The sequence below is a fragment of the Arthrobacter sp. NA-172 genome (genome assembly GCF_043952055.1).
In the GTDB taxonomy this organism is placed as follows: Bacteria; Actinomycetota; Actinomycetes; order Actinomycetales; family Micrococcaceae; genus Arthrobacter.
On sequence record NZ_JBINOT010000003.1, the window covers coordinates 1,244,837 to 1,259,637 of the forward strand.

Consider the following 14,801-nt stretch of genomic DNA (forward strand, 5'->3'; position numbering starts at 1 on the left):
CCTCTTCAAAACAACTACATTAGGAAGATCGACCGCATCGCGCATTCGCGGTCCTCGGTAGTGATCCCCGGGAGCAGCCTTCTGTGATGAAGGCACAGCCCGAGGGTCTCGATCGATGACCGGGTGTCGTACAGGCCAGGAAAAGACGCTGGCGTGGGTCGATGCGGACGGACTTCCGCTACCAAGAAACGGAGGTGACTCTCAATGGAGGGTCCCGAAATCCAGTTCTCAGAAGCCATCATCGACAATGGCCGTTTCGGCAAGCGTGTTATCCGCTTCGAAACCGGCCGCCTTGCCAAGCAGGCAGCCGGCGCAGCGATGGTCTACATCGACGAAGACACTGCCCTGCTGTCAGCAACCACCGCGGGCAAGTCCCCGCGTGAAGGCTTCGACTTCTTCCCGCTGACCGTCGACGTCGAAGAGCGCATGTACGCCGCCGGCCGCATCCCGGGCTCGTTCTTCCGCCGTGAAGGCCGTCCGTCAACCGAAGCCATCCTCGCTTGCCGCCTGATGGACCGCCCGCTGCGTCCCGCCTTCGTCAAGGGCCTGCGCAACGAAGTCCAGATCGTCGTCACCGTCCTGGCGATCAACCCGGACGAGCTCTACGACGTCGTTGCCATCAACGCTTCGTCCATGTCCACCCAGCTCTCCGGACTGCCGTTCTCCGGCCCGATCGGTGGCGTCCGCGTTGCCCTCATCGCCGACGAACAGGGCTCTGAATGGGTTGCTTTCCCGAAGCACTCCCAGCTCGAGAACGCCGTCTTCAACATGGTTGTTGCCGGCCGCATCGCGGGTGACGACGTCGCCATCATGATGGTGGAAGCCGAAGCCACGGACAACTCCTGGAACCTCATCAAGGAACAGGGCGCTACCGCTCCCACCGAAGAGGTTGTTTCCGAGGGTCTTGAGGCTGCCAAGCCGTTCATCAAGGCCCTGTGCGAGGCTCAGGCCGACCTGGCTGCCCGCGCCGCCAAGCCGACCGTTGAGTTCCCGGTCTTCCTGGACTACCAGGACGACGTTTACGCCGCTGTTGAGTCCGCCGCCGCTGACAAGCTGGCTGCCGTCTTCCAGATCGCAGACAAGCAGGACCGCGACAACGCTTCCGACGAGCTCAAGGACGAGGTCCTTGGCGCCCTCGCCGGCCAGTTCGACGGCCGCGAAAAGGAACTCTCCGCAGCCTTCCGCTCGCTGACCAAGCAGGTTGTGCGCCAGCGCATCCTCAAGGACCAGGTCCGCATCGACGGCCGTGGCCTGACGGACATCCGCCAGCTCACCGCCGAGGTAGAGGTTCTGCCCCGCGTTCACGGTTCGGCAATCTTCGAGCGCGGCGAAACCCAGATCATGGGTGTCACCACGCTGAACATGCTCAAGATGGAACAGCAGATCGACTCGTTGTCGCCGGTAACGCGCAAGCGCTACATGCACAACTACAACTTCCCGCCGTACTCCACCGGCGAGACCGGCCGAGTCGGTTCCCCGAAGCGCCGCGAAATCGGCCACGGTGCATTGGCAGAGCGCGCCATCATGCCGGTGCTGCCGTCCCGCGAGGAATTCCCCTACGCGATCCGCCAGGTGTCTGAGGCTCTCAGCTCCAACGGTTCGACGTCGATGGGTTCCGTTTGCGCCTCCACGCTGTCCCTGCTCAACGCAGGTGTGCCGCTGAAGGCAGCCGTCGCCGGAATCGCCATGGGCCTGGCTTCCGACCAGGTTGATGGTCAGACCCGCTACGCAGCCCTGACCGACATCCTCGGCGCCGAAGACGCTTTCGGCGACATGGACTTCAAGGTTGCCGGTACCTCTGAGTTCGTCACGGCCATCCAGCTGGACACCAAGCTTGACGGTATCCCGGCGTCGGTCCTGGCAGCAGCCCTGAAGCAGGCACGCGAAGCTCGCCTGCACATCCTGGACGTCATCAACGCCGCCATCGACACCCCGGACGAGCTCTCCGAGTTCGCACCGCGCGTGATCGCCGTCAACATCCCCGTTGACAAGATCGGTGAGGTCATCGGCCCCAAGGGCAAGATGATCAACCAGATCCAGGAAGACACCGGCGCCGACATCTCCATCGAGGACGACGGCACTGTCTACATCGGCGCCACCAACGGTCCGTCTGCAGAAGCAGCACGCGCCGCCATCAACGCCATTGCGAACCCGCAGATCCCGGAAATCGGTGAGCGTTACCTGGGTACGGTTGTCAAGACCACCACCTTCGGTGCCTTCGTTTCGCTGACCCCGGGCAAGGACGGCCTGCTGCACATCTCCGAGCTGCGCAAGATTGCAGGCGGCAAGCGCGTGGACAACGTCGACGACGTCGTCTCGGTAGGCCAGAAGATCCAGGTCGAGATCACCAAGATCGATGACCGCGGCAAGCTCTCCCTTTCCCCGGTCGTGGCCGAGGAAGAAGGCGCAGCCTCCGAGGAAGCTTTCGCTGAAGAGGCCGAAGTATCCGCAGAGTAGCCTGACCTGCAACACTCGGCAGGACCGGTGGACATGTCCACCGGTCCTGCCGGGTTAACACCAAACTTTGACAACAGAATCCCGCCCCAAGGGCGATGCGCCCGCTGGTACGATTGCAGCCAGCTTTGGCACTCTTGATTTCCCGCAGAACTGAAAGGTCTTGATGACTGTCGTACCCCTCCCTCTGGCGCAGACCGTGCCCGGCGGCGAACTGATCCATGGTGCCGAAGGTGGCTCCGTTGTCCGGCGTTCAGTGCTTCCGGGGGGCGTTCGCGTGCTCACTGAGGCCATGCCGGGGCAGCGTTCGGCGACCATCGGCTTCTGGGTGGGCGTTGGCTCCCGCGACGAGGCGGCGGGCCAACACGGTTCCACCCACTTCCTGGAAGCACCTGTTGTTCAAAGGGACCCGACGTCGGACCGCCCTGGAAATCGCTTCTGCTTTCGATGAAGTGGGCGGCGAGTCCAATGCAGCCACCGCCAAGGAAAGCACCTGCTATTTTGCTCGCGTGCTGGACACGGACCTGCCCATGGCCATCGACGTCATTGCGGACATGATTACCGGCGCGGTCCTGGATCCCGCCGAGCTTGAGCAGGAACGCGATGTGATCCTCGAGGAAATCGCCATGGACAGCGATGACCCCACCGACGTCGCGCACGAAAAGTTCGTGGCCGCGGTACTCGGCGTCCACCCCCTGGGACGCCCGATCGGCGGCACCCCGGCAGCCATCAAGGCCGTGTCCCGCGATTCCGTGTGGGAGCATTACCAGCGCTACTACCGGCCTGAGGAAGTCGTCATCACCGCTGCCGGTGGATTGGATCACGACGTCGTTTGCAACCTGGTGCTCGAGGCCTTGCGGACAGCCGGCTGGGAGCTGAAAGGCGACGCGGCCCCGGTGGATCGCCGTTCCACCGATCGTGCGGAAATCACAGGCACAGCCGGTCTACATGTGGTCAAGCGTCCCGTGGAGCAAGCCAACATCATCATGGGCTGCCCCTCGATCGTCGCCACCGATGACCGCCGCTTCGTCATGAGCGTCCTGAACGCAGTTCTGGGCGGCGGGATGTCCTCACGGCTCTTCCAGGAGATCCGTGAGAAGCGGGGACTCGTGTATTCCACGTATTCTTTCGCCTCTGCCTATGCGGACGCCGGCTACTTCGGCATGTACGCCGGCTGCACTCCGTCCAAGGTGAAGCAGGTGCTGGAACTCCTGGGAGCCGAGCTCGACAAGCTCGCTGCTGACGGGATCACGGACGAGGAACTCAACAAGGCCGTGGGTCAATTGTGCGGCGGAATCGTCCTGGCCCTGGAGGACACCGGTTCCCGGATGTCCCGCCTTGGCCGTGCCGAACTGGTTTCCGGCGAGTTCCAGGACATTGACGAGACACTGGACCGCATCAAGGCCGTCACCGTGGAACAGGTCCAGGAACTCGCGCGCGTGCTCGCAGCAGCCCCGCGCACCGTGACCGTCGTCGGGCCCTTCGAGGAGACGGAGACGTTCGGCCTCTGACGGACATGTCCCGCGTTGGAGCTTAGGACTGGACATAACACTGATATGTCCACTCCTTGCCTGGAACAGGGGGCATGCTCAGTGGGGGAGGGTGGACGGGCCTGCGCGATCAGGAACATGATGGTCACCTATCCATCGTCGATGCGCAGGAGTCGCCATGAACGAGCCGTTGAGGAGTCATGCAAACACTGCGCTGGAGGCGTTCCTGGGGCATTGGCGGGGGAGTACCGAGCTTGCCGCTTCGCCGTGGGGTCCCGCCCGGACGGCAGATGCCGAGGTAACTTTTTCACGCGCCGCCGGAGGATACGCCGTGGTGCAGAGCTACCGGCACATCGAGCCTGATGGTACCCATTTCGAGGGCCACGGAGTGTTCACCGTTGACCCGGACCACGGAGAGACCCTGTGGTACTACGTGGACAGCATGGGCAGGCCGCCCGAAGCCCCGGCTCGCGGTCATTGGCAGGACGGCATGTTGCAACTGGAGCGGCGCAGTCCTCGCGGAACCGCACGGCACACCTTCAAGGTAGATAGCGGCGTGCTGACGCACATCGCGGACCTGAGGCTCGGCGATGCCCCGACATTTAGCCCGTTCATGATCTCAATCTGTAGGCGCGTCTGAGTCCCCGGAGGCGCGTCCGCGGCAAAGCAGTCAGAGGGTCCTGACCTCCACCGATTCGACGATCCGCGTCTCTGGAGAGCCGTCCAGGGAGGCCGGCCTTCCAGATCCGCTCCAGACCTTCGTCCGCAAGGTTTCCAGAAGCGATTCCGCCCGCGCCCGTTCGGCGAAGTCAAGCTCGATCAGGACGCGCTGCGAATCGTCCACAGGCCTGCTGACGCGGTAGGAGACAACGCCGGAGCCCGCACGATCTGCAGGATCTGCGTCGAATGACTGCTTCCAATCGGCGTAGTCGTTCACTGTGTGTTCGATCTGAAGGGTGTACATGACTGATCCTTTGCTGTTGCCGGATAGGCACAGCGTAGACTCCCCGGACTGAGGGAACCACCCATCGGGCCGGGTAGATTCAGCCGCCGGCAAACGGCGGAAGGACATCGACGACGTCGTCCGCGCCGAGGGCGGCAGAACGGTCCCGGACCGCCACCTCGTTGCGCAGGAAACTACTCCGGGAGATGATCCGGGCCAGGGTTGGGGTGCCCGCAGGAGGTACCGGACGTTCGACGGCGAGCAAGGCGGTGATGAGCCCGTCCAGGCCGGTTCCTTCCGGAAGAACGTGGTGTTCTTCTTCAACGCCTGCCGCTGCTCGTGCGGCAGCGAAGTAACGTACTAGCAATTCCTAGCCCCCGATTGCGCTCATGCTGCGGTCCGGCTGGACGAAGTCCGGCGCGCCAAGACCGGTGTGGTCCATGCCGTGGGCCTTGGGTTTGATCCACATGGCGTCCTGCCAGCGCTGGGCGAGTTCGTCGTCGCCTGCGCCCTGCCTGAGAAGACCGAGCAGATCGAATTCCTCTCGGGAGAACAGGCAGCTCATGATCTTGCCCTCGGCCGTAATCCTTGTGCGCCGGCAGTCGGAGCAGAACGGTTCGGTGACCGACGCAATGATGCCTACGGTGCCCAGCACCGGACCTGTAGCTTCGCCGGAAGCCAATTCCCGGCGTCGTACGTCGAAGCGTTCCGCCGGTGCGCCATCCCGCTCACGCTGGTCAGGACTGAGCACGAAGTCACGTGAAAGCAGCCCGCGGATCTCCACTGCAGTGATCATGTCCCTGCGGGTCCAGCCGTGTTCGGCATCCAGCGGCATTTGCTCGATGAAGCGCAGCTCGTATCCGCGGTCCACGGCCCAGGCCAGAAGGTCAGGGGACTCGGCGTCGTTGATTCCCCGCATGAGGACCGCATTGATCTTGACCGGACCGAGGCCCGCAGCCCACGCCGCATCGACTCCGGCCAGTACTTTGTCCAGGAAGGGCCGCCGCGTCAGCTTGGCGAACGTTTCTTCATGGAGTGAATCGAGGGAGACGTTGATGCGTGTGAGCCCGGCTTCCTTGAGCGCTGCCGCCGTCTTGTCCAGCCCGACGCCGTTGGTGGTCATGGAGATCGGCAGGTCCGGGTGCGCTTTGCGAAGTCCAGCGATGATCGCCACGAGGTCGGCGCGGACCAAGGGCTCGCCGCCGGTGAGGCGCAGCTCGCGGACCCCGAGTTGCTCGACGCCGATCCGGACGATCCGGGTAATCTCAGCGGCGGTCATGACGGCCTGTTTGGACAGCCATTCGAGGCCTTCGGCGGGCATGCAATACGTGCACCGGAGATTGCATTTGTCGGTCAGGGACAGTCGCATATCGGTGGCGCGGCGTCCGTAGCGGTCGAACAGGCCGACGGGAGTTCCGGCAGGGCGCGGCGGAGGCGCAGCCACGCTGCTTCCCGTCCCATCGCCCTGAGAGGGCAATGGCATGCCTAGCTGAACACTCATGGCTTCAGGCTACGCCAGGCCGGCCAGATGCGTGATATCGCCCACTGGACTGCTCGGATGACGGAACAAAGGAAGGAGTTCTTACGGAATACATACGGTTGATACGCGAGCGCATGGAACACGCACCACGGGGTCGATGCGAATCTATGCTGAAGGTGTGAACATGCAGCCCGCCCCGTATGCTGCCGAACCCGGCAACCGCCGTATCCTTCTGGTCGAAGACGAACAGACAATCGCCGACGTCGTCAGGGACTATCTTGTCCAGGCCGGCTTCCAGGTGGATCTCGCGGGCGATGGTTTCACAGCCCTGAGCCTCGCGGCCGCCAGACGGCCGGATCTTGTCATCCTGGACCGGATGCTGCCGGGACTCGACGGCGTGGAAGTCTGCAGAAGGCTGCGCCTGTCCATGACTGTTCCCATCATCATGGTCACCGCCCTTGGCACGGAAGACGACCGCATCCTTGGCCTTGAAACTGGAGCGGACGACTACGTCACCAAGCCCTTCTCACCCCGCGAACTGGTTCTCAGGGTCAGATCCGTCTTGCGCCGGAGCATCCGGGAATTCAGCCCCGAACCTCCTGTGGAGCTTGCCGGGTTCGAGCTGGACCCTGGCTCCCGGACCGTCCTCCACCATGGCAAGCCGCTCACACTTACGGTGCGCGAATTTGATTTGCTCGCATTCCTGCTCCGCCGGCCGAACCAGGTATTCAGCCGCGAAGACCTCATCAAGGCAGTGTGGGGCTGGGACTTCGGGGACCTGTCCACGGTGACGGTCCACGTCCGCCGCCTGCGCGAGAAGATCGAGGACAACCCCACCACTCCGGTGCTGCTCAAGACAGTCTGGGGAGTGGGTTACCGCTTCGACGCGAAGGTTTCCGCACCGGAACGGAACAAGCTCCTCGACAACGTGTCCGCCGACGCGCAAGAAGGTGGACATGGAGGCAACTGAACTATTCACGATTCTTGGGTGGATGCTGCTGTGGGCTGTGCTCATTGGCGCCTTGACCCTCGCCTTGCTGCGTTTCCTGCGCGGCGCGTCGATTCTGGTCCAGATCTGCCTCGTCGTGGTGGCCACCGTGGGGGTCCTCGTGGCCGGCATGGTGAGCGCCTTCAACGCCATGTTCATTTCCGCCCGGGATCTCGAAGTCATGTGGTACATCCTCGGGGTGGCTTCCGCCGTGGCGATTGCCATTTCTTTGGTCCTTGGAGCCGGGGTGTCGCGCAACGCCATCCGGCTCGTGGCCGCCGCACGTCGGCTCGGGAGCGGCGAAACGTTCGGCTCAGTTGTGCCGCCAGGGGATTCCCGGCGAACCGCTCCGGCCATGAACTCCGAGCTCGCCCAGCTCGCCCAGGAACTCGAGGCAAGCAGCCTCAAACTGGAGGAATCGCGGCGGCGGGAAGCCGCCGTCGAAACGGCCCGCCGCGAACTGGTCTCCTGGATCTCACACGATCTCCGGACGCCCCTCGCGAGCCTGCGGGCCATGGCTGAAGCCTTGGAGGACGGCATGGCGTCCGACGTCCCTGGCTACTACCGGAAGATCATCGGCCAGACGGACCAGATGGCAGTCATGGTGAATGATCTCTTGGAACTGTCCAAAATCCAGGCGGGAACGCTCCGGATGAGTGCGGAAGCCCTGGACCTCTACGACTTGGTGAGCGACGCCATCGCGGACCTTTCTCCGCTCGCCGCCCAGCGCGGCATCCGGCTCGACGGCGGCGGTGACCGGGAGTGCATGGCAGTCGCGGACGGGCCAAGCCTGGGAAGGGCTATCCGCAACGTGCTGCTGAACGCGATCATCTACAGCCGGCCCGGCGGCGGCGTCCGGGTGAGCGTCGGACGCGAAGGCAGCGACGCCGTCGTCGACGTCGTGGACAGCTGCGGCGGCATTGACGATGAAGACCTGGACCATGTCTTTGAAACCGGCTGGCAAAAGGACCGCTCACGGGGTGCGGGAAGACAGTTCGAGGGCGGGCCGCCGCGGTACAGCGGGGCAGGCGTAGGGCTCAGCATGGTGGCAGGCATCGTCAAGGCCCACGGCGGCAAAGTCACCGTCGCGAATGTGGGGGAGGGCTGCCGTTTCACCCTCCGCCTCCCCGCGGGCGCACTAGAAGCAACGGCATTTCCGGCAGAGACCGGCGCATTTCCGGCAGAGACAGCTCCTGCGGAGCCAATTCCGGCAACGAGCACTAAACAGGCAGGCACAACATGAGCACCACCGCTTCGAAAAAGAGCACCGCTTCGAAAAAGACCACTGCGCGGACGGCGATCCGTTGGGCTGCGCTATGCGGCGTGGTGGCCAGCGGGCTCGGAGTGGCGGCCGGAGAGTTGTTGGCCGGTTTCCTCAGCCCGTCCGTATCTCCGGTCACCGCCCTCGGTGGGGTGGTGATCGACGCGGTACCGGGATGGGCCAAGGAGCTGGCCGTCAGTCTTTTCGGCACGGCCGATAAGCTCGCCCTCATCGCCAGCATCGCCGTGGTAACCGTGATCCTTGCCGCGGCCGCGGGGCTCCTGGAGTATCGGCGAAAAGGAGCAGGACTGCTGCTCGCCTTGATCGCCGGTGCAGCCGGACTGGCGGCAGTGGTGACCCGTGCCCAATCGGCACCCACTGCTGCCGTCGCGCCGGTCGTGGCCACCATCATCACCATGCTCTTCCTCCGCCTCCTGATCCAACGGCTCGAAACCTGGCGCCCGGCACCCGCAGCGGCCGACATGCCGTTGGCCCGCCGAAGCTTTGTTCAATTACTGGGTGGAACGGCGATCGCAGCAGTGGCTGCCGGGATCGTGACCACAGTGGTGCGGAGGGCGGGGACGGTGGTCTCGGATTTCCGCCGCGGGATTACCCTGCCCACCCCAGTGACACCGCCACAAAAAGTGCCCGACGGCGCCGCTCTCGCCTTGGCGGGGCTGCAACCGCTCGTTACCCCGAATTCCGACTTCTATCGGATCGATACCGCGCTCATCCCACCAGCCGTGAATCCGCCGGAGTGGACCCTCAAAGTGACCGGTCTGGTGGACCGCGAAATCACCATGGATTTCGCCACCCTGCTGTCCAAACCGATGATCGCCCGCCACGTGACAATTGCCTGCGTGTCAAACGAAGTCGGCGGAAACCTGATCGGCAATGCGCTCTGGCTGGGTTGGCCTGTCCGCGAGCTCCTCGCCATGGCCGGACCCAAGTCCGGCGCGGACATGGTGCTGTCCCGCAGCGCCGATGGCTGGACCGCAGGAACACCCCTCGAAGCCCTCACAGACAACCGGGATGCGATGCTGGCCGTCGGCATGAACGGAGAGCCATTGCCGCTGGAACACGGCTTCCCCGTCCGGATGATCGTTCCCGGGCTCTATGGATATGTTTCGGCCACCAAGTGGCTGACGGAACTGAAAGTCACCCGTTTTGCAGACGATCAGGGCTACTGGGTTCCGCGTGGTTGGAGCGATCACGGCCCCATCAAGACACAGTCGCGCATCGACGTGCCCCGGGACGGCCGCTCGGTCAAGGCCGGAACCGTCCAGTTCGGCGGCGTCGCCTGGGCTCAACATCGGGGTGTCTCCCGCGTGGAGCTCAGGGTTAATCGCGGCAAGTGGCAGGAAGCCAAACTCGCTCCGGGGATTTCCACGGACACCTGGTACCAGTGGCAGCTCGGCCTCGATCTGGGTGCTGGCGACCATGAGATCCAGGTCCGCGCCACCGATGCCACCGGCACGCCCCAGCCCGAAGCCCAGGGCTCCCGTGGCTCCAGACGGCGCCACAGGATTCCACACCATCCGCGTCACCGCTAACTGACACTAGGCTGTGTTGGTCCGAACGAAATCATTCCGGGAGGAATACCTTGGCCAGATCAGTCGCAGCCCACCGCCAAGCCGTCCAGGAGCTGTTGTCTGGCTTTGCACGCCAGGGGAGAACCGAGGAGTTGCCGTTGATGGCCGCGCTCGGCCGGGTACTCGCCGTCGACGTCCCGGCTCCCCTCAGCCTGCCGCCGTTCGCCAACTCCCAGATGGACGGCTTTGCCGTCCGTTCGGCAGACCTCGTGCGCAAAGCAGGGAACGACGCCGGTACGGAGCTGATCGTGGTGGATCCAGTCCCAGCCGGCTCGGCACCGGCCCAGCTCCTGCCTGGCACGGCTGCCCCCATCATGACCGGAGCAATGATGCCAGAGGGCGCGGACGCCGTCGTGCCGATTGAACTGGCTGTACCGGAGGTGTTCCCCGCGCCCGGAGTGGCAGCAACCGTCACCCTTCCGGAAACCAAGCCGGGAACTTTTGTCCGCGACGCCGGCAGCGACATCACCGCGGGGACGGTTGCCCTGCGCGCCGGAACTGCCCTGGGTCCGGGGCAATTGGGGCTACTCGCGGCCCTCGGGATGACCGCCGTCGAGGTCCGCACCCCCCTGCATGTGCTCCTCGTGACTACGGGCGATGAAGTGGTGGAACCCGGTACGTCCCTACCGGAAGGCAAGATCTACGATTCCAACGGGACGTTGCTCGAAGCCGCTATGGTGCAATCCGGCCTTCGTGTCACGCGCACGGGTATCAGCGGCGACGATCCTTCCGAATTGCTTGCCCTCCTGGGCGGCCGCGCTGGCACTGCCGATGGGACAGCGGATCTCATCGTCACCACCGGTGGAGTCAGCAAAGGGGCCTATGAAGTGGTCCGGCAGGCCATGGAAGGCCACGCGGTCGAGTTCGTGTCCGTGGCCATGCAGCCCGGCGGGCCGCAAGGAATCGGAACGATCGGCGGCGTTCCTTTCCTGGGGTTTCCGGGCAACCCCGTGAGTTGCCTCGTGTCCTTCGAGATGTTCCTCCGCCCGGCGCTCGCCGTCGTCCTGGGAAGCCCGGCTTTGCGCCCGGTCCTGCAGGCGCGCCTCACGGAGTCCCTGACCTCGCCCGCCGGGAAGCACCAGGCTCCGCCGCGGCACCGTGCTTCCCGGTGGAACGGTCAGGCTCGAGGGCGGTGCCGGCTCCCATCTCATCCATGCGCTCGCCAACTCGAATGCGCTGGTCCAGGTCCCCGCTGCCGTCACGGAACTCGATGCCGGGGCGGAAGTGGAAGTATGGATGTTGTGAATGACACTACAGACCCCTCCGGAAGTGTTGGCGGCCTCACCCCTTTGCGGCAGGACGGTACCGGCGGCCTGACGCATTTGCGCCAAGATGGTACCGCCCAGATGGTTGATGTCTCCGAAAAGGCCGTGACCACGCGCGAGGCCACGGCCACCGCCACCGTCCATAGCACGGCCGAAGTGCTTGCGCTGCTCGGTGCCGGTGAGCTTCCCAAGGGCGACGCGCTGGCCGTGGCACGTGTTGCCGGCATCATGGCAGCCAAGAAGACCCCCGATCTCATCCCGTTGTGCCACCCGCTGCCGATTTCCAAGGTCACGGTGGACTTCGAGCTCGGCCCGGACACGGTAGAAGTGCTTGCGACCGTCAAGACCAAAGGCGTCACGGGCGTGGAGATGGAGGCCCTGACTGCTGCCTCGGTGGCAGCCTTGAGCGTCTACGACATGATCAAGGCCGTGGACAAGCACGCCGTGATCAGCGGCATTCACGTCGTGGCCAAGAGCGGCGGAAAGAGCGGCGACTGGGCACTCAGCCCTGCCACGGGTTCACTCAGCGAAGGGGGCAAGGCATGAGCGGCGTCGAATCACATCGCGGCACGCGGAAGGCTGGCGTCGTCGTCGCTTCCACGCGAGCGGCGGCCGGAATCTACGAGGACAAGAGCGGTCCCGTGATCCTGGACTGGCTGGTTGAACACGGCTACGAAACCTTCCCGGTCATGGTGGTGCCCGATGGAGAGCCTGTCGGTGCGGCAATCCGCGCGCTTCTGACCCAGGAACCCGCCGTCGTGATTACCAGCGGAGGGACGGGCCTGAACCCTGACGACCGCACGCCGGAGGTCACGCTGCCCCTCTTGGACCGCGAAATACCCGGCCTCATGGAAGGCATCCGCCGCGCCGGAGCCGCCAAGACACCCATGGCCATGCTCAGCCGGGGCCACGCAGGCACTGCCGGCAAGACGTTCATCGTGAACCTCCCGGGTTCACCCAAAGGTGTCATGGACGGTCTTGCCGTGCTGGATCCCGTGATCGCCCACCTTTGTGATCAGTTGGAGGGGAACCATGGCCACTGAAACCGACTTCGAAGTGGTGAGTGCCATCCTCAGCGCCGAGCCGATTTCCGTGGATCAAGCCATAATGGCGGTGGAATCGGAGACTGCGGGAGCCGTGGTGAGCTTCAGCGGGGTGGTCCGCAACCACGACGGCGGCAAACCCGTGGACAGGCTCAGTTACAGCGCCCACCCCACTGCGCACCAGATCATGGCCGACGTCGTCGCGCAGCTCGTGGCGGAACACTCGGGGGAGGCTTCCCGGCCCGTTCGAATTTGGGCGGCCCACCGGATCGGCATGCTCGAGGTCGGCGAACCGGCGCTCGTCTGCGCAGTTGCCGCTGCCCACCGTGGCCAGGCCTTCGCCGTCTGCGCTGAACTGGTTGACCGGATCAAAGCGCAGGTGCCTATCTGGAAGGAACAATTCTTCAGCGACGGCACGGTTGAGTGGGTCGGTGCAGGGGAGTAGGGATCGTTCCCGTCGAAATCGCCGGAAGGGTGCCGGTTCGCCGGAGCGTTCGGGCGAGCCGGCACCCTTCCGGCGACCCCACGTTGGGGGCAGCACAATCCCGTCCCGCGCCGCCCGGTAGGGTTGGGGACATGATCGAACAACTTGCTGTTGCCGTGCTAGGCGCCAACGGGCGCATGGGAAGCGAAGCCGTCAAGGCGGTGGAGGCAGCCGCCGACATGAAGCTCGTCGCTGGGCTGGGCCGCGGAGAATCACTTGATGCCCTGCTCGACGCCGGTGCCAAGTATGTAGTGGACCTGACCGTTCCGGATAGTACGGAAGCGAACGTCCGTTTCGCCGTCGAGCACGGCATGCACGCTGTTGTCGGCACCACCGGCTGGGACTCTGCCCGGCTCGCTTCCTTGCGCGAGCTACTGGCGGTGAACCCGGAGTCCGGTGTCCTGATCGCACCGAACTTTGCCCTTGGTTCCGTCCTCGCTTCCGCTTTCGCAGCCAAAGCTTCCAAGTATTTCGAATCGGTCGAAATCGTCGAACTCCACCACCCGAACAAGGTGGACGCGCCTTCGGGCACGGCCGTCCGGACAGCCCAGCTCGTCGCCGCTGCCCGTCAAGAAGCCGGGGTTCCGGCCAGCCCGGACGCCACGGAAACCGCCCTCGACGGCGCGCGCGGTTGCGATGTTGACGGTATCCGCGTCCACAGCGTCCGCTTGCGCGGGCTCGTGGCACATCAGGAAGTGCTCCTCGGTGGCCCGGGGGAGCAGCTGACCATCCGCCATGATTCCTTCGACCGGGCCTCCTTCATGCCCGGTGTGCTGTTGGGCCTGCGCGAGGTCGCGGCCCACCCCGGGCTGACAGTCGGCTTGGACGGCTACCTGGATTTGGGGCTGTAAGCGCATGGGATCGCTCTGGAACCGATTCAAGGAGAACCGCACCAAGATCTGGGTGGGGGCTGTCACGTTGCTGTTGGTTCTCTACTTGGTGGTGACCTTTGAGCGCTCCATCCTGCTCTTGGGGGACTCCAACCTGATAGCCAAGGGAATCGGTGCGGCGTATTTGGTGCTCCCCATCATCGGAGCGTGGGCCCTGGTCCGCGAGCTGCTGTTTGGTGCCCGCACAGAGAAGATGGCCAAGGTGCTCGAAGCCGAAGGCGGACTGCCCGTGGACAACTTGCCGCGTACCCCCGGCGGGCGGATCGTCCGAGCTGCCGCGGACGCGGAGTTCGAGAAGTACCGCGAAGAGGCCGAGGCCGCACCCGGGGACTGGCGCTCCTGGTTCCGGCTCAGTTGCGCCTATGATGCCGCAGGCGACCGCAAGCGAGCCAGGGAATCCATGCGCGACGCCGTGCGCCTCTTTCGCGCCGCACCCACCGCAGCGGAGCAGTAGCAACGGTCCCGCGAGGGAAACATCTTGTATTCGAATATATGTTCGAATACGATGGCTCCATGAACGATCCTTCGAAGCGGCCGGATGCCTACCCCCACGGCCTGGATGGACCCATGAAGGCCATGAGTCCGGGCGTCGTCGATTTCCTCTTCCGGCAACTCGTTGCGGGGGAGCCGCCTGAAGATGTGCAGTGGCAGCGCGAAGGAACCGTTCTGGGCGAACAACCGCCTGGGGCTGAACTGGCCAGGCGGCTCGCGGAAGCGGACCTTGAGTCATTGACTCCCGTCGAGCTGTTCCACTACGTGCGGGCGGCCCAGCGGCTGGGGGCGTGGGCGGACCGCTTGCGGGAATCGGCTGTCGCCCAATATTGCGCGGCGGAGACGCCAGGGATGCCAGAGACACCAGAGGACCGGAAGCGCCGGTCCAGGATGGCTGGGTGACTCAGCTTTGCTCCCGT

The 14,801-nt window shown here is 64.6% G+C and carries 13 protein-coding genes and 3 pseudogenes; 13 read left to right on the forward strand and 3 right to left on the reverse strand.

What is annotated here, in order from left to right; genetic code table 11:
- Nucleotides 1-204: 204 nt before the first annotated feature.
- From ACF0H6_RS19985 to ACF0H6_RS19995, 3 genes and pseudogenes are all read left to right on the forward strand, one after another.
- Nucleotides 205-2,457: a polyribonucleotide nucleotidyltransferase gene (locus ACF0H6_RS19985; RefSeq protein ID WP_395251173.1), complete on the forward strand. Its 2,253-nt coding sequence runs from the start codon at nt 205-207 to the stop codon at nt 2,455-2,457.
- Nucleotides 2,458-2,620: 163 nt separating this feature from the next.
- Nucleotides 2,621-3,965, forward strand: a pseudogene (locus tag ACF0H6_RS19990) (M16 family metallopeptidase).
- Between the two features lie 157 nt (nt 3,966-4,122).
- Nucleotides 4,123-4,584 carry a DUF1579 family protein gene (locus ACF0H6_RS19995; protein ID WP_395251174.1) on the forward strand — a complete coding sequence of 154 codons (462 nt, stop codon included), beginning with the start codon at nt 4,123-4,125 and terminating at the stop codon, nt 4,582-4,584.
- A gap of 30 nt (nt 4,585-4,614) precedes the next feature.
- Here the strand turns inward: ACF0H6_RS19995 and ACF0H6_RS20000 are convergent, their stop codons facing one another.
- From ACF0H6_RS20000 to moaA, 3 genes are all read right to left on the reverse strand, one after another.
- Nucleotides 4,615-4,908, reverse strand: coding sequence for a hypothetical protein (locus tag ACF0H6_RS20000; protein WP_395251175.1), 294 nt, complete (start codon nt 4,906-4,908; stop codon nt 4,615-4,617).
- A 79-nt stretch (nt 4,909-4,987) separates the two neighbouring features.
- Complete coding sequence (locus ACF0H6_RS20005) at nt 4,988-5,254, reverse strand: MoaD/ThiS family protein (protein WP_395251176.1); 267 nt, start codon at nt 5,252-5,254, stop codon at nt 4,988-4,990.
- Nucleotides 5,255-5,257: 3 nt separating this feature from the next.
- Nucleotides 5,258-6,388, reverse strand: coding sequence for a GTP 3',8-cyclase MoaA (moaA, locus tag ACF0H6_RS20010; RefSeq protein WP_395251177.1), 1,131 nt, complete (start codon nt 6,386-6,388; stop codon nt 5,258-5,260).
- A 163-nt stretch (nt 6,389-6,551) separates the two neighbouring features.
- Here moaA and ACF0H6_RS20015 point away from each other — a divergent pair, with 163 nt between their 5' ends.
- From ACF0H6_RS20015 to ACF0H6_RS20060, 10 genes and pseudogenes are all read left to right on the forward strand, one after another.
- A complete protein-coding gene (locus ACF0H6_RS20015) occupies nt 6,552-7,337 on the forward strand; it encodes a response regulator transcription factor (protein ID WP_395251178.1) in 786 nt (261 codons plus the stop codon).
- Entirely contained in the window at nt 7,324-8,598 is a 1,275-nt protein-coding gene (locus ACF0H6_RS20020; protein WP_395251179.1) for a sensor histidine kinase, read from the forward strand. The genes ACF0H6_RS20015 and ACF0H6_RS20020 overlap by 14 nt, the downstream gene beginning before the upstream one ends.
- Nucleotides 8,595-10,173, forward strand: a pseudogene (locus ACF0H6_RS20025) (molybdopterin-dependent oxidoreductase). The gene ACF0H6_RS20020 and the pseudogene ACF0H6_RS20025 overlap by 4 nt, the downstream one beginning before the upstream one ends.
- Nucleotides 10,174-10,219: 46 nt before the next feature.
- Nucleotides 10,220-11,453: pseudogene (gene glp / locus ACF0H6_RS20030) on the forward strand (gephyrin-like molybdotransferase Glp).
- On the forward strand, nt 11,441-12,019 hold the full coding sequence (gene moaC, locus ACF0H6_RS20035) for a cyclic pyranopterin monophosphate synthase MoaC (protein WP_395251180.1): 579 nt from the start codon (nt 11,441-11,443) through the stop codon (nt 12,017-12,019). The pseudogene glp and the gene moaC overlap by 13 nt, the downstream one beginning before the upstream one ends.
- On the forward strand, nt 12,016-12,516 hold the full coding sequence (locus ACF0H6_RS20040) for a MogA/MoaB family molybdenum cofactor biosynthesis protein (protein ID WP_395251181.1): 501 nt from the start codon (nt 12,016-12,018) through the stop codon (nt 12,514-12,516). Before moaC ends, ACF0H6_RS20040 begins: the two co-directional genes overlap by 4 nt.
- The gene (locus tag ACF0H6_RS20045; RefSeq protein WP_395251182.1) at nt 12,506-12,961 is read left to right on the forward strand and encodes a molybdenum cofactor biosynthesis protein MoaE; all 456 of its coding nucleotides are present in this window, start codon (nt 12,506-12,508) and stop codon (nt 12,959-12,961) included. The genes ACF0H6_RS20040 and ACF0H6_RS20045 overlap by 11 nt, the downstream gene beginning before the upstream one ends.
- Nucleotides 12,962-13,092: 131 nt before the next feature.
- Nucleotides 13,093-13,851, forward strand: a complete 759-nt coding sequence (gene dapB, locus ACF0H6_RS20050; RefSeq protein ID WP_395251183.1) for a 4-hydroxy-tetrahydrodipicolinate reductase — start codon at nt 13,093-13,095, stop codon at nt 13,849-13,851.
- A gap of 4 nt (nt 13,852-13,855) precedes the next feature.
- Nucleotides 13,856-14,344 carry a hypothetical protein gene (locus ACF0H6_RS20055; RefSeq protein ID WP_395251184.1) on the forward strand — a complete coding sequence of 163 codons (489 nt, stop codon included), beginning with the start codon at nt 13,856-13,858 and terminating at the stop codon, nt 14,342-14,344.
- 59 nt (nt 14,345-14,403) lie between these two features.
- Entirely contained in the window at nt 14,404-14,784 is a 381-nt protein-coding gene (locus ACF0H6_RS20060) for a hypothetical protein (protein WP_395251185.1), read from the forward strand.
- Nucleotides 14,785-14,801: the final 17 nt, after the last annotated feature.